Origin of the sequence: Promicromonospora sp. MS192 (genome assembly GCF_049532985.1) — a bacterium.
Taxonomy (GTDB): domain Bacteria; phylum Actinomycetota; class Actinomycetes; order Actinomycetales; family Cellulomonadaceae; genus Promicromonospora.
Genome location: NZ_CP186693.1, coordinates 1,365,023 through 1,384,947 on the forward strand (window position 1 = coordinate 1,365,023; position 19,925 = coordinate 1,384,947).

Annotated in this window: 18 protein-coding genes; 11 read left to right on the top strand and 7 right to left on the bottom strand. The window is 72.9% G+C overall.

The features are described from left to right. Positions 1–12: 12 nt before the first annotated feature. Both lgt and ACO229_RS06090 read left to right on the top strand, forming a co-directional pair. A complete protein-coding gene (lgt, locus tag ACO229_RS06085) occupies positions 13–1,047 on the top strand; it encodes a prolipoprotein diacylglyceryl transferase (protein WP_423464129.1) in 1,035 nt (344 codons plus the stop codon). A 291-nt stretch (positions 1,048–1,338) separates the two neighbouring features. Then, positions 1,339–2,577, top strand: a complete 1,239-nt coding sequence (locus ACO229_RS06090) for an MFS transporter (RefSeq protein WP_423464130.1) — start codon at positions 1,339–1,341, stop codon at positions 2,575–2,577. 35 nt (positions 2,578–2,612) lie between these two features. Here the strand turns inward: ACO229_RS06090 and ACO229_RS06095 are convergent, their stop codons facing one another. Both ACO229_RS06095 and ACO229_RS06100 read right to left on the bottom strand, forming a co-directional pair. Beyond that, on the bottom strand, positions 2,613–3,623 hold the full coding sequence (locus ACO229_RS06095) for a hypothetical protein (protein WP_397415868.1): 1,011 nt from the start codon (positions 3,621–3,623) through the stop codon (positions 2,613–2,615). A 34-nt stretch (positions 3,624–3,657) separates the two neighbouring features. Continuing rightward, a complete protein-coding gene (locus tag ACO229_RS06100; protein WP_397432803.1) occupies positions 3,658–4,887 on the bottom strand; it encodes an FAD-dependent monooxygenase in 1,230 nt (409 codons plus the stop codon). Between the two features lie 210 nt (positions 4,888–5,097). On the opposite strand from ACO229_RS06100, the gene ACO229_RS06105 reads away from it, so the two are divergent. After that, positions 5,098–6,081 carry a GntR family transcriptional regulator gene (locus tag ACO229_RS06105; protein WP_397415864.1) on the top strand — a complete coding sequence of 328 codons (984 nt, stop codon included), beginning with the start codon at positions 5,098–5,100 and terminating at the stop codon, positions 6,079–6,081. On the opposite strand, the gene ACO229_RS06110 is transcribed toward ACO229_RS06105, so the two are convergent. Continuing rightward, complete coding sequence (locus tag ACO229_RS06110; RefSeq protein ID WP_423464131.1) at positions 6,065–8,002, bottom strand: RICIN domain-containing protein; 1,938 nt, start codon at positions 8,000–8,002, stop codon at positions 6,065–6,067. The genes ACO229_RS06105 and ACO229_RS06110 overlap by 17 nt on opposite strands. Positions 8,003–8,111: 109 nt before the next feature. On the opposite strand from ACO229_RS06110, the gene ACO229_RS06115 reads away from it, so the two are divergent. Beyond that, a complete protein-coding gene (locus ACO229_RS06115; protein WP_423464132.1) occupies positions 8,112–8,735 on the top strand; it encodes a TetR family transcriptional regulator in 624 nt (207 codons plus the stop codon). A 41-nt stretch (positions 8,736–8,776) separates the two neighbouring features. On the opposite strand, the gene ACO229_RS06120 is transcribed toward ACO229_RS06115, so the two are convergent. Beyond that, the gene (locus ACO229_RS06120) at positions 8,777–10,279 is read right to left on the bottom strand and encodes a hypothetical protein (protein WP_423464133.1); all 1,503 of its coding nucleotides are present in this window, start codon (positions 10,277–10,279) and stop codon (positions 8,777–8,779) included. Beyond that, positions 10,279–11,160 (bottom strand): LLM class F420-dependent oxidoreductase, encoded by an 882-nt coding sequence (locus ACO229_RS06125; RefSeq protein ID WP_423464134.1) that lies wholly within the window; start codon positions 11,158–11,160, stop codon positions 10,279–10,281. The genes ACO229_RS06120 and ACO229_RS06125 overlap by 1 nt, the downstream gene beginning before the upstream one ends. Before the next feature lie 157 nt (positions 11,161–11,317). On the opposite strand from ACO229_RS06125, the gene ACO229_RS06130 reads away from it, so the two are divergent. Next, positions 11,318–11,587, top strand: a complete 270-nt coding sequence (locus ACO229_RS06130; protein WP_423464135.1) for a hypothetical protein — start codon at positions 11,318–11,320, stop codon at positions 11,585–11,587. An 84-nt stretch (positions 11,588–11,671) separates the two neighbouring features. On the opposite strand, the gene ACO229_RS06135 is transcribed toward ACO229_RS06130, so the two are convergent. Further along, the gene (locus tag ACO229_RS06135) at positions 11,672–12,439 is read right to left on the bottom strand and encodes a GNAT family N-acetyltransferase (protein WP_423464136.1); all 768 of its coding nucleotides are present in this window, start codon (positions 12,437–12,439) and stop codon (positions 11,672–11,674) included. A gap of 126 nt (positions 12,440–12,565) precedes the next feature. Between ACO229_RS06135 and ACO229_RS06140 the strand changes: the two genes are divergently transcribed. Continuing rightward, on the top strand, positions 12,566–14,572 hold the full coding sequence (locus tag ACO229_RS06140; protein ID WP_423464137.1) for a DHA2 family efflux MFS transporter permease subunit: 2,007 nt from the start codon (positions 12,566–12,568) through the stop codon (positions 14,570–14,572). A gap of 26 nt (positions 14,573–14,598) precedes the next feature. Here the strand turns inward: ACO229_RS06140 and ACO229_RS06145 are convergent, their stop codons facing one another. Further along, complete coding sequence (locus tag ACO229_RS06145; protein WP_423464138.1) at positions 14,599–15,417, bottom strand: Rid family hydrolase; 819 nt, start codon at positions 15,415–15,417, stop codon at positions 14,599–14,601. A 104-nt stretch (positions 15,418–15,521) separates the two neighbouring features. On the opposite strand from ACO229_RS06145, the gene ACO229_RS06150 reads away from it, so the two are divergent. The 5 genes from ACO229_RS06150 to ACO229_RS06170 all read left to right on the top strand — a co-directional run bounded on the left by ACO229_RS06150 (position 15,522) and on the right by ACO229_RS06170 (position 19,924). Then, entirely contained in the window at positions 15,522–15,899 is a 378-nt protein-coding gene (locus ACO229_RS06150) for a winged helix-turn-helix transcriptional regulator (RefSeq protein WP_423464139.1), read from the top strand. 188 nt (positions 15,900–16,087) lie between these two features. Continuing rightward, positions 16,088–17,077 (top strand): ABC transporter substrate-binding protein, encoded by a 990-nt coding sequence (locus tag ACO229_RS06155; RefSeq protein ID WP_423464140.1) that lies wholly within the window; start codon positions 16,088–16,090, stop codon positions 17,075–17,077. 275 nt (positions 17,078–17,352) lie between these two features. Next, positions 17,353–18,327 carry an ABC transporter substrate-binding protein gene (locus ACO229_RS06160; protein ID WP_397432793.1) on the top strand — a complete coding sequence of 325 codons (975 nt, stop codon included), beginning with the start codon at positions 17,353–17,355 and terminating at the stop codon, positions 18,325–18,327. Beyond that, positions 18,324–19,124, top strand: coding sequence for an ABC transporter permease (locus ACO229_RS06165; protein ID WP_397432791.1), 801 nt, complete (start codon positions 18,324–18,326; stop codon positions 19,122–19,124). The genes ACO229_RS06160 and ACO229_RS06165 overlap by 4 nt, the downstream gene beginning before the upstream one ends. Continuing rightward, positions 19,121–19,924, top strand: a complete 804-nt coding sequence (locus tag ACO229_RS06170) for an ABC transporter permease (RefSeq protein WP_423464141.1) — start codon at positions 19,121–19,123, stop codon at positions 19,922–19,924. The genes ACO229_RS06165 and ACO229_RS06170 overlap by 4 nt, the downstream gene beginning before the upstream one ends. Position 19,925: the final 1 nt, after the last annotated feature.

The window sequence follows — 19,925 nt, forward strand, 5'->3', positions numbered from 1 at the left end:
TACCTTCGGGTCGTGCTTCCGGCCAGTATCCCCAGCCCCGACCCCGTGTGGTCGCAGTTCAGCCTGGGCCCGCTCACCATCCACACCTACGCTCTGTGCCTGCTGGCGGGTATCGCCGCCGCCGCGTACATCACCGACCGGCGCCTGCGGGCGCGGGGTGCCGCGCCCGGGCTCGCGCTCGACGTCGCAATGTGGGCGGTGCCGATCGGCATCGTCGGCGCCCGCATCTACCACGTGCTGACCCACCTCGGTGACTTCACGGGGCCCGGGGTGGACCCGTGGGCCTGGGTGCGCATCTGGGAGGGCGGCAACGCCCTGTTCGGGTCCCTGCTCGGCGGCGCCGTCGGTGTCTGGATCGGGTGCCGCATCTCCGGCCTGCGCTTCTGGTCCTTCGCCGACGCCCTCGCGCCGGGCCTGCTGGTCGCCCAGGCGATCGGGCGGCTGGGCAACTACGTGAACCAGGAGCTGTTCGGCCTGCCGACCACGCTGCCGTGGGGCCTGGAGATCCGCTCCGACGCGCCGATGTTCCCCGACGGCACCCCCGAGGGCACGCTGTTCCACCCCCTGTTCCTGTACGAGATGATCTGGAACCTCGTCGGCGTGGCCCTGCTGCTCACGATCGAGCGGCGCGTGACCCGGCGGAACGAGGCCCTGGCGACGCCGGGCCCGGGTCTGCGCTGGGGCCGGCTGTTCGGCCTGTACCTGGTCTGGTACGGCCTGGGCCGGAGCTGGCTGGAGGCCATCCGCATCGACCCGACGAGCGACGCGCCGCTGGGGATCCCCGCGAACATCTGGACGTCGGGGATCGCGGTGCTGCTCGGCGTGGCGATCGTCGTCGTCCAGGGGCGTCGGCACACCGGACCGGAGCTGTCGGTCTACGTGCCGGGCCGCGAGCCGGCCGACGACGAGGATCCGGACGCGGAGACCACCTCGGCCGAGGCTGACGGCAAGGCCGACGACAAGGCCGACGGTGGCGTGGAGACCGACGAGGCCGACCGCCCCGTGGATCCCGACGCGAGCCCGGTCGACCCGGCCGGGGCCAAGTAACAGGCGGTCCAGAGGTGCCCGGGAGGCACCCCCGCGGAGACGCGTGACGGGGAGTAGACAATGTCTACTCCCCGTCACGCGTCTCCGCGGGGCACATCTTCTCGGGCCGGTCGGCCCGGGACGCACGGCCCGCAACCCGCCTGCCCCCCCCGCGAGACCCGTACCCCCGGACACCCCGCACGCCCGGGCACACCTCGCACGCCCGGGCACACCTCGCACCCACCCGTCGTGTGCTCACCCTCACAGTGGCCCCGCTTGTTCCCTGTGCACCGTCCTGCGGAGGATGAGGGCATGCCACCTACGAGCCCCGGGGACAACTCTGCCGTCGTTCCCGCCGGACGCCGGGCCTGGTGGGCGGTGGCCGCCGTCCTGCTCGCGGTGGCCTGGGGCGGCAACGAGTTCACGCCCCTGCTCGTGATGTACCGCGAGCGGGGCGACATCGGCCCCGTCATGGTCGACGCGCTGCTGGCCGTGTACGTGTTCGGTCTGGTGCCGGCGCTGCTGCTCGGCGGGCCGTTGTCCGACCGGTTCGGCCGCCGTCCGCTGCTGCTGCCCGCCGCACCGGTGTCGGCGGTCGGGTCGCTCGTGCTCGCCCTGGACCCGTCCAGCCCCGTGGTGCTCTCGGTCGGCCGCCTGTTGTGCGGCGTCGCGCTCGGTCTCGCCATGGCGGTGGGCTCCACCTGGGTCACGGAGCTCAGCGCCGCCGCGGGCGACCGGGCCGCCGGACCCCGCCGTGGCTCGCTGTCGCTCACCGCGGGGTTCCTCGCCGGTGCGGGCGTGGCCGCCATGCTCGCGCAGTTCGCGCCCTGGCCCACGCTCCTGTCGTACGTGCTGCACGCGGCGGGGGCGCTGATCGCCGGCGCCGTGCTGCTGCGGGTCCCGGAGACCCGCCCCGCTCGGCCTCGTGCCGATCGTGCCCCGCTGGTCGACGACCTGCGCATCACCGCCGCGCGGAACCCGCGGTTCCTGCGCGTCGTGGTGCCGCTGGCGCCGTGGGTGTTCGGCTGCGCCGGCTGCGCCTTCGCGGTGCTGCCCAGCCTGCTGACCGATCACGTCGGGGGCCTGCCCATCGCGTTCGCCGGGATGATGGCCATCCTGGCCCTCGGCTGCGGCATCGGCATCCAGGTCGTCGCCCGGCGGATCGACACGCCCACGTCGGCCCGGGCATCCGTCGTCGCGCTGGCGATCATCGCGGCGGGGATGGCGCTCGCCGCCTGGGCGTCCGGGTCACTGTCGCTGGCGGTGGGCGTCGCGGCCGCCGTCGTGCTCGGGACCGGGTACGGGCTGGCGCTCGTGGCCGGACTGAGCGAGGTCGCGCGGATCGCCGGGCCCGGGCAGCTCGCCGGGCTCACCGCCGTCTTCTACTCCCTGACCTACCTCGGGTTCTTCGTGCCGATGGCGCTCGCCTGGCTGCGCGACACCTGGACCTACGCCGAGATGTTCGGGTTCGGCGTGGTCGCCGTGCTGCTCTGCCTGACGGTCGTCGCGGCGTCGTCGCGCACCGCGCCCCCGGACCGGCTGCGACGGTAGCCGGTTCGGCAGGACCAGGTCCCACGCCGGACCTGCTACGGCCCGGCGATCGCCTCCGTCCTGCGTGCCACGTGCCGGGACAACAGCATCAGCAGCACGACCTCCAGCCCGATCGTGGCCGCGCCGACGGCAGCGGTGGCGGGCGAGCCAGGCATCATGAATGCGGTGTGTCCCACCAGGATGCCGCCCGCGAGCCAGACACGGTGCCGGTCGCCCCAGTCCGGGGCCGCCGTCCAGCACAGCACCACCCACCCCGCGCCGAGCCCGACGAGGGCGCCGGCCGTCACGGGTACCACCAGCGGCAGGGCGGTGCCCTCGAACGGCGACGCCGGAGCGAGCCCGGGCGGCAGGAGGAGCAGGAGGAACACGACGGTCGCCAGCCCGAGAACCGCGCCTACCACCCCGGGCCGAGGAACGGACGCCGCGGGCGCCGGGACGGTCATACGGACCCGGGGCACCACGCGCAGCGCCAGCCAGGCCAGCAGCACCATGGCCACCACGTACGCGGCCGTCCAGCCCCACGGGGTCAGGTACCCCGGGTCCTCGGTCCACGAGATGACCACCCGCAGGCCCACCACGCCCAGCACCGCCAGCAGGCCGACACCGGCGAGCCCACCGGCGCGCAGGTACGGCCGCCCGCGGTGGGCGGGGAACAGGAGATCCGTCAGCAGCACGGGGACGAGCACGCTGAACACGACGTGCACGCCGACCTGGGACACCCAGTAGCTCCAGTTCACGCCGAGTGCCCGCAGGCCCCAGTCGGCGGCGCCGTACATGTCCGGGCTGGTCAGGGCCTGCAGCCCGAGACCGTCCTCCGCGAGCTGGTAGACCAGGCCCAGCAGCACCAGGGTCGGCCAGCCACCTCCGGCGCGTACCGCGGCCTCGCGTACCACCAGCACGCCCGCGCCGTACATCACCAGCAGCAGCGGCAGGAGAAGCCACGCGCTCGGCACCGCCACGGCCGTGAACGTCAGCTCGGCGCACACCGTGGTCAGCAGCGCCAGCATCCAGGCGGCCCGCAGCCGCCCCGTCGGTGCCTTCACCATCGTTCCCCCTCGTGCTGTTCGTCGGCGTCCCTGTTCAGCGGTGCACCGGTGTCGGGTAGTCCTTCAGGGTGACCGTCCGAGCCACGCGGTCCATGCCGCGGCCGACCAGCGCCTGGGGCAGGTAGGGCAGCAGACGCACGGACAGGTTGCGCCTCCGGATCTGCCCGCGCGTCCGCGGCATCAGGCCGCCGTCGCCGGACGCGCGGGCGAATGCGTGCGCCCGGGCCGTGAACTCCCGCATCTCGTCCTCGTAGGCGCGGAACGCCCGGGTGTGGTCGCCGTCTGCCGCTGCGAGCTCCCCGGCCAGGACGTACGCACCCACCAGGGCCAGGCTGGTGCCGATCCCGGACATCGGGGACGCGCAGTAGCCGGCGTCCCCGAGCAGAACGGTACGGCCGCGCGACCAGCCGTCGACCTCGACCTGGACGACCCGGTCGAAGTAGAAGTCCGGTGCGTCCCAGATCGAGTCGAGCATCCGCGGGATCTCCCAGCCCTGACCCGCGAAGGCGCGCAGGACCGTCCGCTTCTGCTCGTCGACGTCCCGCCGGTCGTGGTCCAGCGGTGGCGAGGGCAGGAAGAAGCCCGCCAGCGCGGTGCCCGGCGTGCGCTGCGGGTACAGGCCGGCGGTCCGGCCCGGACCGCCGGCGCCGCCGGGCATGGTGTACATGAGCTGCCACCCGTCGAGGTCCACGTCCGTGGTGATGCTGTACATCGACAGGTACAGGCCCAGGTCGCGCACGTACTCCTCGTGCGGGCCGAACATCAGCCGGCGGACTGCGGAGTGCACACCGTCCGCTCCCACCAGCAGGTCAACGTGCCGTGGCTCGCCGTGGGCGAACTGGACGTGTACGCCGTCGTGGTCCTGCTGGGCGGCGATCACGGAGTCGTCGAACACGTACTCGACGTCGTTCAGGGTCGCCTCGTACAGGATCCTGGCCAGGTCGGTGCGCTTGATCGCGAGCTCGGCGACGGGGCCGCCCGAGTCGCCGAACACGGCGGGGTCGAACGACGCGACGCGGGTGCCGCGCTCGTCGACGAAGGCCATGCCGCGAGCGCCGGTGTGCGCCGCGCGGACGGCCGGGACGATCCCGGTGCGCGCGGCCACCTCCCGCGCGGTGCCACGGATGTCCACGGCATGGCCGCCCGTGCGCGGGGCCGCGGCACCTTCCACCACTGTGACGTCGAAGCCGTACCGGTGCAGCCAGTAGGCGAGGGTTGGTCCGGCGATCCCGGCGCCGGAGATGAGGATGCTCCGGTTCTTCATGTGCTCTCCCTGTGTGTCGTGGGTGTGGCGGTGCGTGTCTCGGTGCGGCGGGAACCGCAGATGCGTACGGCGTATCGCTGTTGTGCCGCGTCTCGACCGTAGCGAGGATTCACGCAGAACAGTGGACGAACGGGGAGACAAGTGTTCTGGGCGGGTGAGAAACCGACCTAGTACACTTGGGGCGTCCCCTCGAACCGTCGGAGGAGTGCCATGTCGTCGCAGCAGTCCGCACCGCCCTACCGGACGATCGCCGCCGAGATACGTGCCCGGATCGTGTCGGGCGAGCTGCGACCGGGTGACCGGGTCCCGTCGGTCCGCCAGATCGCGTTGCGCCGGGGCGTGGCGCTCGCGACGGCGACGCGAGTTATCGCCGTCCTGCGCGACGAGGGGCTGGTCGAGTCCCGGGTGGGTTCCGGCACCGTGGTCGGCGTGTCGGCCGGGCGCACGGTGCCGGCCCGGCGGGACCGGCCACCGGCCCTCCCGCTGCCGTCGGCATCCGTCGGGCCCGCCCAGGGGCAGGCCGAGCGGGTGCTGGGCCGTGTCGACGTGGTGCGCGCGGCCATCGCGCTGGCCGACACCGAGGGGCTGGCCGCGGTGACGATGCGGCGTCTGGCGGCCCAGCTCGGGGTCGGCCCGATGTCGTTGTACCGGCATGTGGCGAACAAGGACGAGCTGCTGGTCGAGATGGCCGACCTGGCGGTGGGGGAGGCGGTCCTGCCCGACCGGTTGCCGCCGGGGTGGCGAGCCAGACTGACCCTGGTCGCGCGTCGGCAGTGGGAGCTGTGCCGCCGGCATCCGTGGCTGCCGCGCACCGTCTCGTTCACGCGCCCGCTGCTGGTGCCCGCGATGATGGCCCATACGGAGTGGACGCTGCGCGCGCTGGACGGGTTGGGGCTCTCCCCGGCCGTTCGTATGCGGGAGGCGCTCGCCCTGCACGCGACGGTGCTCACCGTGGCCCTGTCGGTCGCCGCCGAGGCGGAGGCCGAGCTGGACACCGGCGTCACGCTCGACCGGTGGACCGTGGCGCACGGTGCCCGGAGGCGCGAGCTGCTGGGCAGCGGCCGGTTCCCGATGCTCGCGGCTACGCCGGAGCGGGCGGGCGAGGACCTTGACGTGCTCTTCGAGTACGTCCTCGCCCGCCATCTCGACGGGTTCGCGGTGCTGGTGGGGGAGCCGGTCAGCCGACCCGCGTGAGCCGGAAGACCTGCGTCGCCGCCCCCGTGCAGGGCTGCTGCGTGAATCGCGTCCCGTCGGACCCCGTCGCGGCGCCGAGGGTGAGGCACGAGCCGCTGTGCCGGGCGGTGAAGGTGAGGCCGCCGCTGGTCGCGGTCGGGCGCCACTGCTGGTTGGTGCCGCCCACGAAGGACCAGAGGTGCACGGGGGCTCCGGCGCCGACCGCGCCCGGTCCGCCGTCGACGTCCCAGACCTTGCCCGCGTGCTGGTTGGTGACCTGGTACCAGCCGCCCGTGGTGGGGGTGAAGCGCCAGCGCTGGTTCGCCTGGTCCGCGGCGCCGCAGGCCCACTGCTGCAGGCCGGTGCCGTCGGCCGTGCCCCAGTCGGCGGCGTCGAGGCACTTGCCGCTGGCCGTCGGCACGACCTGGTACCAGGACGCCGGGTCGGGGTCGGCGGGGTCGGTGGACGCCTGGGGGTCCCAGGTGAAGGTGGCCACCGAGCGGCCGGGCAGGGTGTGGGTGAGCGAGCGGCCCTCGTCGGTGATCGAGAAGGTGCGGCTGCCGGACGAGGCGTTCACGACGAACGCGACCCGGGTGCCGTCCGGGTTCTGGAGCACGACGTTCTGCAGCCCACCGGGCTGCTCGGTGGTCGAGCCGATGCGCCGGGCGCCGGGGTCGGCGAACTTGCTCAGGTGGCCCAGCACGTAGAACTCGGCATTGCGTGTCACGGAGCTGCCCGCGATCTCGACGACGCCGTTGCACCGGGTGCCGCAGTGGCCCTGGTGCGGTCCGCCGTTCTGGTCGAGCGCGAGATTCCAGGTGATGACCGTCTCGCCGCCGTTGCGCAGGTTGCGCACCACGAGGTTCTCCGCGTGCCAGATCAGCGTGTCCCCGAAGGTGCCGGCTGCGTTGTCGCTGTCCGTGCCGGAGCACTCGGTGAAGTACACCCGCTTGCCCGCGGCCACGACCTGGGCCTGTGCCTCGGGGGAGCCGCCGTAGCAGTGGAACGCGGCGCCGACGACGCGGGCGATGCCCTGGGTCCCGGCGAACACGTCCAGCGGGTAGTCGGGGCGGTCCCAGTTGTGGTCGTAGGCAAAGATCTGGGTGCCTAGCCCCGCGGCCGTCAGGCGGGCGTCGAGCACCCGCAGGAACTGTGCCTGCTCGGCCGCCGTCATGCTCGTGGACGGGTAGCTCGTGGCGAAGAGCGGTTCGTTCTGGACGGTGAGGTCGCTCAGCGTGACGCCCTGCTGCGCGTACGCCTGGATCGCCCGGACCAGGTAGTCGGCGTACTCGTCGTAGTTCTCGGGGCGCAGGCTGCCGCCGTTCAGGGAGCCGCCCGTCTTCATCCAGGCCGGCGGCGACCAGGGGCTGCCCATGAACCGGATGCCGGGGTTGACCGCCAGGGCCTGTCGCAGGACGGGCAGGATCTGCTGCTGGTCGCGGGCGATGCTGAACTGCCCGGGCGTGTCCTCGTAGGTGTAGAAGCCGCCCGCGTTGAAGTCGGTGCTGCCGAGCGGTTGGCGGAGGTAGCTCAGCCCGATGCCGTCGCCCGTGCGGGAGAACAGCGACCGCAGCAGCGTGTCGCGGGTCCCGGAGGGCAGGGCGCTGATCAGCGCGGCGGACGCCTCGGTCACCGAGGCCCCGGCGCCCGTGAAGCGCTGCGCCACCTGGCTCGGGTCGACGCGGATGTCGGTGGCCTGCGGGCCCGTGTCGAAGGCGAGGGCGCCGCCGTCGGTGAGCCGTTGGGTGCCGTCGGCGGTCGTGGTCCAGACGTGGGCACTGGTCGGGGCGGCGAACGGGGCCGCGGTCCCGCGGCCGGCGGACGGGTCGTCCGGGGTGAGGCCGGCCGCGGCGGCCGGGACCAGCCCGACGGCCGCGAGGGTCAGGACGCCGAGCGTGGCGAGCGCGGTGCGGAGGGGCCCGGTGCGGGTGGTGCGCGTCATTGCGACTCCCATCTGTGGGTGATGTGCGGCGAGCCTACCCCTACCTACCGAGTGCTCGGTAGGTAGGGGTTGCCCTGATGTGCGCCACCGGGTCCGTAGACTCGCTCGGATGACACGAGAAGCCGGTGCGGGCCGGGTGCGACGTCCTCCCGCCGAGCGCCGCGCGGAGATCCTGCGCATCGCGATGGAGACCTTCGCCGAGCGTGGTTACCAGAGCGCGTCGCTGGCCGAGATCGCGTCCCGGGTGGGACTGACCCAGGCAGGCGTGCTGCACTACTTCTCGTCGAAGGCCGGTCTGCTCACCGGTGTGCTCGACCTGCGCGACTCGACCGACATCTCGGAGCTCGGCCACGAGCGTCCGCGCGGCCTGGCGTTCCTGCGGCATCTCGTCGACACCGTGCGCCGGAACGCCGGGCGCGAGGGGATCGTGCGGCTCTACACCGTGCTCGCCGCGGAGAGCGTGACCGCCGGCCACCCCGCACAGGAGTGGTTCCGTGGCCGCTACGCGGGCCTGCTCGACCTGGTGGTCGAGGCACTCGACGACGCCGCGGCCCAGGGCGAGATCCCCGCCGACGTCGACGCCGCCACCACCGCCCGGGTGATCGTCGCGACGATGGACGGCCTCCAGCTCCAGTGGTTGCTGGCACCGGGCTCGGTCGACATGGCCGAGGCGACCGAGGTGGCGATCGTGCGGCTGATCGGCCGCGACCTGCCGCCGTCGTCGGACCGCTGAACGCAGGCCGCCCACGTGGCGCCGTGAGCCGTACCGGTTCGTCAGGTCGAGGGTCTGCGGGCCAGGTCGAGACGGGCCTCGCCCGGGCCGTCCGTGTCGTAGGCGACCCACCACGTGCCGTCGTGCGATCGGGTCACCTCGCGCAGCCTCGCTGACGTGGTGACCCGCACCAGCAGCGAGGGGAGACGCCACGACCTCGCGGTGAGGTCGATCGCGGCCGTCGTGGCGCCTGACGGCTCCGGCGCTGAAGGTTCCGGGCCCGCGGAACCTCCGGGGCGCACCTGGAACCGGACCGTGCCGGCACCGGTCCAGCGGAGCGTCGCCGTCGCGCTGTCCGGTTCGGCCGTGGGGTGGGCGGCGGCGTCGATCGTCAGGTCGCTCACCAGGCGGAACCAGCCGACCGGCCCTGGCTCCTCGGGGCGCCAGTGCGCGGTGAGCGGGTGGAACTGGCCGTCGAGCCGGCCCCGGTCGCCCCCGACGTCCTCCGCGCCGACCATGAGGTGCGGCTGCAGCACCGTGGTGGCCACCCGGCGTGCCGTGATCACCTGGCGGGTGGCCCGCGGTCCGTCGAACGTCTCCAGTGCTGCCCGGGTCCGGGCCGGTAGGTCGGGCGCGCCGAGTGCGGCCACCAGAGGGGCCAGCGCGAGGTCCCGGTGGTGGCCGATGGGTCCCGTGTGGTCGGGGAACGGGGCGCGCTCGCGCCCCACCACCGACCAGATCCAGACCCCGACGCCGGAGGCGTACTCCTGCAGGTCCATCCCGTAGGACCGGTCGTACGGGCCCACCATGTTCGCCAGCCCCGCGTGGTAGTGCCGCGCGATCTCGTCCCACAGCGCGAGCTCGACGGCGGCCGCCCGCGCCGTCGTCGCCGGGTCGAGGCCGTGCCGGCGCCAGAGGGCCAGCCCGTACAGGTCGATGCCGTAGTAGGTGGGGGAGTTGTACTCCTCGAACGTGCCGTGCTCCTCGAAGCGGTCGAAGACCTCGCCCGCCAGGTGCAGGCCCTGCTCGTCCCATGCCGCGTTCCCCGTGCGGCGTCCGACGGCATGCAGCAGGAAGGCCGCCATGAGCGCGATGTTCGAGTAGCCGGGGTCCACACGGCGTGCGCTCGTGCCGGTGGCGGCCAGGACGAGGGCCGCGTCGATCCGGCTCAGCAGCGCCGGCGGCAGCACGCCGGCGTGGGCGGCCACGACCTGGAGCAGCGTGCAGCCGATGAACTCGCGCCAGTTCGGGTCGTAGTCCCGCCACTCGCGGGCGTGCTCGGGGGAGGGGTCCGGCTCGGCGGGCGAGCGGCGCCACGTCCCGTGCCACGGCACCGCCGGGTCGTCCCACTGCTGGTCCAGCACGGCGCCGAGGGCGGCGACGGCGCGGTCGACGTCGGCCGTCGCACCGCCGTCCGCCGCCCGGGACAGGAGGCCCAGGGCGTACCAGCAGGTCTCGCGCACGTGATGGTCGTGCGGTCCGGCCGCCCAGGTGGGATCCGCGAGCAGCGACGCCCGCGGGTCCCACCAGCCGTCCAGCACCTCCAGCGGCCCGGCAGAGCCCATCAGACGTCCCGCAGCCGGGGCACGACGTCCTCGGCCAGCCGGGTCGCCCACGGCACCGGGTCCTGGTAGAGCGGCGGCATGAGGGCGACGAGCGTGATGCCGAGCGCGCTGTACCGCTCCATGCCGGCGAGGAAGCCGTCGACGTCGCCGGTGGGGTCGCCCTGGAAGAGCATGGTCTTCTCGATGGCGTCGTAGTCGGTGCCGAGCCGGTCGCAGTGCTCGCGGAGCACGTCGAGCTTGTGGCCGACCATCTCCACCCCCTCCGGGCCCGGCGCGCCGAAGAGGTTGCACGCCTGGGCGTACTGGGCCACCAGCCGCAGGGTCTTGCGCTCGCCGCCGCCGCCGATCATGACGGGTACCGCGCCGCGGGGCGGACGCGGCAGGTTGATGGTCTCCGCGAGGTGGTAGTGCTTGCCGTCGTAGGCGCCGTCGTCGTCCGACCACATCTGGCGGCAGATCTGCAGGGTCTCCTCCAGGCGCTCGAAGCGTTCGGCGACGGGCGGGAACGGCACGCCGAGGCCGGCGTGCTCACGGTCGTACCAGGCCGCCCCGATGCCCAGCATCGCCCGACCGCGGGACAGGACGTCCAGCGTGGAGACCGTCTTGGCCAGCAGCCCGGGGTACCGGTAGGTGACACCCGTGACCAGCAGGCTCAGCCGGACGTTCTTCGTGACGCCGGCGAGGTAGCCGAGCGTCGTGTACCCCTCCAGCATCGGCTCGTAGGGGCCACCCGTGTGGAGCATCTGGAACCAGTGGTCCATGACGGTCATGAGGCTCACACCGCCGTCGTCGGCGATCCGTGCGGTCTCGGTGAGGCGATCGGCCAGAGTGGTCTCCCACTCGGGGTGCGTGAACGTGGAGTAGTGCAGGCCTAGGTCCATGGTTCCCGACGCTATGCCGTCGCCGCTCCGACAGCCAGGGATCGTCCGTCCCCGGACCAGGACGGCACCGGACCGGCGGGCGTCCCCCCAGGGAACGACGGCAAGATCCACCTGTCGGGGGAGGTGTGCGCCCCCGGGCCCGGCCTACTGTGGCGGCATGGCGACCGGTGGATCCGACGAGGAGCGCGACGACGACACCACGCCGACCGTGGGCTCGAGCTGGGGCGTGGGGATCGCGGTCGGCCTCGGCATCGGGGTGGCGTTCGGTGTGGCGCTGGACAACATCGCCCTGGGCATCGTGTTCGGGGCGGCGTTCGCGCCGGTGTTCGCGATGCTGAACGCCGGGTCCGGGCCGGGGCGGCGCAAGGAGCCGGGCGGCGACCCGCAGCGGCCGGGCACCACCCCGCCGGACTCCCGCGCCCGCTGACCGGCGGGCCGCACCCGTCCAGCAGCGCAGTCGCCCAGCAGCCCGAGGCCCGCCCCGCGCCGGTGTCGCGACCGGGTCAGCGGGTCAGGGAACGGACAGGGAACGGACCGTACGGTGCGGCCGGAAGCCCAGGCGTGCGTACAGGTGACCCGGCGTGTCACCCACCTCGGCGGCGATCCCGACCGGGCCGGCACCCTCGGCGCGCAGCGCCCCGACCGCGTGGCGCAGCAGTGCCGTGGCCACGCCGTGCCCCCGGTGCTCCGGGGCCACGAAGACGTCCTCGACCACGCCCTGCCCCGACGGCGCACGCCAGGCGCACACGAATCCGGCGACGTCCCCCCGCCGCTCCGCGCAGAAGTAGGTCGCGTGCCGTTCGAGGGCCTGCCGGTGGGCGACCGTGGCGTCGGTGTCGGCCACGGGCCGCTCCGGCACGCCGTGGCGCGCGTCCTCCTCGAGGTGGTCCGTGCGCAGCATGGCACGCCGCGCCGCCCAGGCGGGGTCGGCGTCCTCGGCACGCAGCATGCGATGCTGCGGTGCCGTGCCGGCGAGCGCCTGCCGGTCCGGCAGCACGAGGCGGAGCTCGTCCTCGGCCGCCCAGCCGTCGAGCAGCAGCTCCGCCTCGACCCAGCGTGGTGTACGGTCCTCGACCACGACCCGCCGGCATCCGCGCGCCGCCGCCGTCGCGAGGTCCTGCCGCAGCACCTCGGTGTCGCGGGGTGTCACGGCGTACAGGAAGGTGGCCAGACCGAGCCGCGGTGCGGCCTCCCGGCGGGCCAGGCAGGAGCCGTCGAGCTGCTCGTGGGTGCTGGCCAGGCCCCAGAACCGGACCGTGTCGTCCTCGGGTGCGGGCATGGGCCCACCGTAGCGGCGGTCGCCGTCTCCCCGCGCCGACCCCGGCCCGTCGTGTCAGTCTGCTGCGTGGGGCACGCGCACCGGCGCACGGACCGCGCCGTCCGCCCGGGACCTGGGAGGCGCCGCATGACCGCACCGATTGCAGAGGCAGAGCCGCAGGCGTTGCCGAAGGGCAGGGTCTGGGCCATCTTCGGCGGGCTGATGCTCGCGATGCTGCTCGCCGCGCTCGACCAGACCATCGTGGCCACGGCGCTGCCCACCATCGTGTCCGACCTGGGCGGCGCCGAGCACCTGTCCTGGGTCGTGACGGCGTACATGCTGGCCAGCACCGCGACCACCGTGCTCTGGGGCAAGCTCGGCGACCTGTTCGGACGCAAGCCGCTCTTCCTCGCCTGCATCGTCATCTTCCTCGCCGGATCGGTGCTGGCCGGCACGTCGCAGACCATGGGTCAGCTCATCGCCTGGCGTGCCCTGCAGGGCGTCGGGGGCGGCGGGCTCATGGTGCTGTCGCAGGCGATCATCGGCGACGTGGTGCCGCCCCGGGACCGCGGCCGGTACCAGGGTCTGTTCGGGGCGGTCTTCGGTGTCTCGTCGGTCGCGGGGCCGCTGCTGGGCGGGTTCTTCGTCGACAACCTCGACTGGCGCTGGGTGTTCTACGTCAACGTGCCCGTCGGCGCCCTCGCGCTGGTGGCCGTCGCCGCGGTGCTACCGCGCATCGCGACCGGGACGCGGCCGCGCATCGACTACGCGGGCATCGTCCTGCTGGCCACGGTCTCGACCGCGATCGTGCTGCTCACGAGCCTGGGCGGCACCACGTGGGGGTGGAGCTCGGCGCCCGTGTACGCGATGGCGGCGCTCACGGTGGCCGGCCTCGTCGCGTTCGTCGCCGTCGAGCGGCGTGCCCCCGAGCCGGTGCTGCCGCTGCACCTGTTCCGCGACAAGGTGTTCTCCGTCGCCGCGGTGATCGGGTTCGCGGTGGGCTTCGCGATGTTCGGCGCCATCACCTACCTGCCGCTGTACCTGCAGACGGTCAAGGGTTCCACGCCCACCGAGTCCGGGCTGGAGATGACGCCGATGATGCTCGGCCTGCTGCTCACGTCGATCGGCTCGGGCCAGCTCATCTCGCGCACCGGCCGCTACAAGATCTACCCGATCCTCGGTACGGCGGTGACCGCGGCCGGCCTCTACCTGCTCTCCCTCATGGACCAGGCCACGACGACGCTCCAGGCCGGCCTGAGCATGTTCGTGCTCGGCGCAGGGCTCGGCATGGTGACGCAGGTGCTGGTCATCGCCGTGCAGAACGCCGTCAGCTACCGCGACCTGGGTACCGCGACCTCGGGCACCACCTACTTCCGCACCATCGGCTCGTCCGTCGGCGTGGCGGTGTTCGGCACGGTGTTCGCGAACCGGCTCGCGGCCGAGCTGGCCCGGTCGGTCCCGGGCGGGGCGCAGGGCCCGTGCGGGCCCGAGTCCCTGTCGGCGTCCACGCAGGCGCTCGCGCAGTGCCCGCCCGAGGTGCAGACGTGGTTCCTCGACGCGTACACGGGCGCTCTGCACGTCGTGTTCCTCGGGGCGGTGCCCGTGGCGCTGCTGGCGTTCGCGCTGACGTGGCTGCTGCCCGAGGTCGAGCTGCGCACGGCCACGCGCGGCGGCGACGGCACCGAGGCGGGGCATGCGGCGGGAGCGTCGTTCGCGCTGCCGTCGTCCCGCACGTCGCTGGAGGAGCTGCGCATGATCCTGTGGCGCCGCGTGGGCAAGCGCGACCCGCTGCGGGTCTACGACCTGGTCGCGGCCGACGTCGGGCTGTCGGCGCGGGAGGCGTGGATGCTCACGAGGGTCTCGCTCAAGCGGACCCGTTCCCTGCGGCTCATGGCCGAGCGCACCGGCGCCGACCAGGACGTGGTGCGGGTCGTGGCGGGTTCTCTCGAGACCCGTGGCCTCGTGACCGTCGACGGCGACACGGTGCGGGCGCTGCCGGCCGGTGACGCCGTCGCCGAGGCGATCCGGGAGGCCGAGCGGGAGCGGTTGCGGCGGTACGTCGCCGAGTGGCCCGACGGCGACGAGCCGGAGGTCGCGCAGCTCGTGGACCAGCTCACGCGCGACCTCCTGACGGACGCGGCCGACCGCACCTGACGGCCGCCCGCCGCCGGCCTCGTCGGTCAGTCCTCCACCACCGCCGTGACGCGGATCTCGACACGCATCCCGGGCGCGCCCAGGGCGGACACGCCGGTCTCCGTCCAGACCGGTGCCCGGTCGCCCATCCGTGCGCGGAACTGCTCGACCATCACGCGGTTGGTCGTCTCCCCGATGTACCCGGCCTCCTCGGGCACGTGGTAGGAGTTGACGTGCACCACGTCGCTCCACGACGCACCGGCCGCCTGCAGCACGCGTCCGACGTTGTCGAACGCCCGGACGATCTCCTCCTCGAGGTCGTCCGGGAACGTGAGGTCGTCGTCCCAGCCGCCCTGGCCCGAGATCTCCACCCGGTTCCCGACGCGGACCGCCTGGTGGTACCGCATCCGCTCCAGCATCCGGTCGCCGTACCCGGGCACGGTGAAGAACTGGGGCTTCTCGTCGACCACGGCGGTCGCCTCGATCTCGACCAGGTGCTCGGGCACGTCCAGGGCGGCGACGCCGATGAGCGCGGCGGGCGGAGGCGCCGTGATCCCGAGCCGGGCGGCAGCGCGTTCCATGCCCTCCAGGAGCTGGGGCATCTTGTCCGGCGTCCAGTCCACGACGTACACGGTCAGCCGCACGACGTCGTCCAGGCCGGCGCCCGCGGCACGCAGCGCCACCTCGACGTTCGCGTAGCTCTGCTCGACCTGGGCCGCGAGGCCACCGGCGCCGACGGTGACGCCGTCGGCGTCCCAGGCGACCTGCCCGGCGACGAAGACCTGCCGGGTGCCCGTCGCGACGGCGACCTGGTGGTAGGCCGCGCTCCGGACGAGGCCCTCGGGGTTGCTGAGGGTGACGCTCATGATCTCCTGCTCCTTGGTTACTCGGTTACCAGTGGTTACTCAGAAACCATAGGAGAGTTAAGGTGGGTGCGGAAGGACGCACTTCTCGGTGACGGAGGATCCAGATGGTGACCACGCAGGTCGACGAGCCGGCCCAGGACGACATCATGCGCGCGGGGACGCTGGCGCGGGAGATCTTCTCCGACGTCGCGAACAAGTGGGCCCTGCTCATCATCGAGACGCTGGGCGACCGGACGCTGCGGTTCAGCGAGCTGCGGGACGCCCTGGAGGGGATCAGCCACAAGATGCTGACCCAGAACCTGCGGATGATGGAGCGCAACGGCCTGGTCGAGCGCACCGTGCACCCCGTGGTGCCGCCGCGGGTCGAGTACACGCTCACCGAGCCCGGCCGGGGCCTGCGCGCCACGGTCGACCTGATGTGCGAGTGGACCCGGCAGAACATGGGGCACATCGAGTCCTCCCGCCGGGGGTTCGACGCCTGAGGGGCCGGGTCCGAGTTCTCGACGTGCACTTTTGACCCGATCGTGACCGTTGTGGTGTTGACCACGTGGGCACGGCCCGGCACCGTTCTCCCCGGCACGCCTGTTCGTCGTACGTCCGCGCGCCCGCGTACGCGGGGCGCGCTGTGCCGCATCCCCCGGGCAAGTGCAAGTTCGAAGGAGAACCCCCAGTGCGTCGAAAGATCCCGCTCATCGCGACGGCGGCAGCCGTGGCCGTGGCCCTGGCCGCGTGCGCCACGCCGTCCGGTGCGTCCCCGGACAGCTCCTCGTCCGCCACCGGCGGGCGCCAGGCGGTCACCGTCGGCGTCATCCCCATCGTGGACGTCGCCCCGATCTACCTCGGTGTCCAGGAGGGCATCTTCGCCAGGCACGGGCTGGACGTCACGCTCGAGCTCGCCGACGGCGGGGCGGCGATCGTGCCCGCCGTGGTGAAGGGCGACTACCAGTTCGGGTTCAGCAACGTGACCTCCCTCCTGATGGCCTCGAACCAGGGTGAGCCGCTCAAGATCGTGGCGCCCGGGAACTTCTCGACCGGGCAGGACGGCGTGGACTTCAGCGCGGTGGTCGCCCCCGGTGACTCCGACATCGCGACGGCGGCCGACCTGGCCGGGCGGACCGTCTCGGTGAACTCGCTCAACAACATCGGCGACACGACCGTGCGCAACGTGGTCGACGCCTCGGGCGGCGACCCGGCGGCCGTCGAGTTCGTCGAGATGCCCTTCCCGGAGATGCTCCCGGCTCTCAAGGGCGGGCAGGTCGACGCGGCCTGGGTCGTGGAGCCGCACCTGACCACGGCGGTGCAGCAGGGCGCGAAGATCATCAGCTCCAACTTCGCCCAGACCGACCACGACCTGCTCGTCGCGGCGTACTTCACCTCCGACCAGACCCTCGAGCAGGACCCGGAGACCGTGGCCGCCTTCACGGCGGCGGTCAAGGAGTCGCTCACCTACGCGCAGGACCACCCGGACGAGACGCGGGCCGTGCTCGACACCTACACGGAGATCGACCCGGTCGTGAAGTCGGTGATGGTGATGCCGCGCTTCGCCGCGGACATCGAGCCCACCTACCTCCAGGTGCTGGCCGACCTCGGCCTGAAGTACGGCCTGTTCGACAAGCCCGTGGACGTGACCAAGCTGCTCGTCCAGGAGCCCGCGCAGTGACCGCGGCCCGCCGGCCCGGCTGACCCCCGGCCGGCGGGCGGTGCCGCAGGGTCACGGGCTGCGACGCGCCCCTGACCTGCGGTTTCGTCCTGCCGTGACGGTCTCGTGGTGGCCCGGTCGTGGTGACCGGATCGTGACAAAACGGGGTGTTGACCCCGGCTGCCGATCCTGCGAGTGTTCTCCCTGAGCACAGGCGTTCGGATGTCGCACACCTGCGAACCGCAGTGGCGCGCCGAATCTCAATCGCAATCACCATGTCTCGAAGGAGAACCACAGTGCGTCGCACGTTCCCTCTCGCGGTGGTGGCCTCGGCCGCAGCCCTCGTCCTGGCCGCCTGCGGCGGCACCTCCGACGCCGGAGGGGAGGGGGACGCCCCGGCCGACGGCGAGCTCACCCCGGTGACGGTCGGCGTCATCCCGATCGTCGACGTCGCCCCCATCTACCTCGGTGTCCAGGAGGGCTTCTTCGAGGAGCAGGGCCTCGAGGTCACCCTGGAGCTCGCCCAGGGCGGCGCGGCGATCGTGCCCGCCGTGGTCAGCGGCGAGTACCAGTTCGGCTTCAGCAACGTGACCTCCCTGCTCGTCGCGTCCTCGCAGGGCCTGCCCCTCAAGGCCGTGGCGGCCGGCAACTACACCACCGGCACGCCCGGCGAGGACTTCGGCGCCGTGGTCGTGCCGGAGGGCTCGAAGATCAAGGACGCGGCCGACCTGGCCGGCAAGACCGTCGCCGTCAACACGCTCAACAACATCGGCGACACCACGATCCGCAAGGTCGTGGGCGACGCGGGCGGCGAGGCGGACGACGTCGAGTTCGTCGAGATGGGCTTCCCCGACATGCCGGCCGCCGTCGCGGGCGAGCAGGTGGACGCCGCCTGGGTGGTCGAGCCGCACCTGACCACCGCCCTGGAGCAGGGCGCCGAGGTCGTGGCCTCCAACTTCGCGGAGACCGACCCCGACCTGATGATCGCCGCCTACTTCACCTCCGACCAGCAGATCGCGCAGGACCCGGAGACCGTCGAGGCGTTCACCGCCGCCATGGAGCAGTCGCTCACCTACGCGGAGGAGCACCCCGACGAGACCCGGGCCGTCCTGGACACCTACACCGAGATCGACCCCGCGGTGAAGGAGGCCATGGTCATGCCGAAGTTCTCGGCCGACCTGACCGACGCCTCGTTCCAGCTCCTGGCCGACCTCGGCACGGAGCAGGGCATGTTCGACGAGCCCGTCGACGTGAGCAAGCTCCTGCCGTGACCCGCACGCACCGGCTCGCCGGTCGCCGCACCCCCGCCTGGGCCCTCGGCCTGGCGGGGGTGGCGGTGCTCCTGCTCGTGGTCGAGCTCGCGCCCCGGCTCGGGCTCGTGGACGCGCGGTTCCTGCCGCCGACGTCGCGCATCCTGACGGCACTCGCCGAGCGGCTCGGCACGCCGGAGTTCTGGACGGCGCTCGGCCAGACGCTCACCACGTGGGTCACGGGCCTGGCGATCTCGCTGGTCGCCGGCGTGGTGCTCGGCGTCGTCATCGGCTCCGTACCGGTGCTGCGCGCCGTGACCGCCTCGACCATCGAGTTCCTGCGGCCGGTGCCGTCGGTCGCGCTGATCCCCGTGGCCGTGCTGCTGTACGGCACGGGCATGGTCTCGACGCTGCTGCTGGTGGTCTACGCCAGCTTCTGGCAGGTGCTGGTCCAGGTGCTCTCCGGCGTGCGGGACGTCGACCCCGTCGCCTCCGACACGGCGCGCTCCTACCGGTTCTCGACGCTGACCCGGATCCGCACGGTCGTGTGGCCCACCACGCTGCCGTACGCGATGACGGGCCTGCGCCTGGCCGCGAGCGTCGCCCTGATCCTCACCGTGACCGGCGAGCTCCTCATCGGTACGCCGGGCATCGGCAAGCTGCTCGGCGTCGCGCAGTCCTCGGGTGCCGTGGAGTCGATGTACGCGTACGTGGTGGTGGCCGGCCTGCTCGGGGTCGCCGTCAACGTGCTCGCGCGGGCCCTGGAGGGGCGCGTGCTGTTCTGGCACCCGTCGGTGCGCGGGGAGGTGGCGGCATGAGCAGCGCCTGGAAGGTCCTGCGGCCCGTGCTCGTGACGCTCGGGCTGCCCGCCGTGATCGTGGCGACGTGGTGGTTCACGAGCGCCGGGAGCACCTCGTTCTTCAACCCGCCGCTGAGCATCATCGTCGGCACGTTCCGCGAGACGTGGTTCTCCGCGCCGCTCGGCGAGAGCCGCCTGGCCGTGGACGTGGTCCCGTCGGTGCTGCGCCTGCTGGCGGGCTACGCCATCGCCCTGGTGGCCGGCATCGCGCTCGGCGTCGCCATCGGGTCCTCCCGGGCGCTGCGCGCCTTCGCGGAGCCCGTGCTGGAGTTCTTCCGGGCCGTGCCGCCGCCGGTGCTCGTCCCCATCCTCATGCTGTTCTTCGGCATCGGCGACACCATGAAGATCGTCGTGATCGCCATCAGCTGCCTGTGGCCCATCCTGCTCAACACGGTCGAGGGCGTGCGCGGCCTGGACCCCGTGCTGCGCGACACGGCCCGGGCCTACCGGCTGGGCACCGTGGCGACGCTGCGCCACCTGGTGCTGCGGGGCGCCAGCCCGCAGATCGTGACGGGCGCCCGGCAGGCCCTGTCCATCGGGATCATCCTCATGGTCATCAGCGAGATGTTCGCCGCCAAGGACGGCCTCGGCTTCTCCATCGTGCAGTTCCAGCGCAGCTTCGCCATCCCGGAGATGTGGAGCGGGGTCATCCTGCTCGGCGTCGTCGGCGTGCTGCTGTCCCTCGTCTTCCGGGCCGTGACGGACGCGGTCCTGCGCTGGTACCTCGGGTACCGGCAGTCCCAGCACGGAGGTGCCTGAC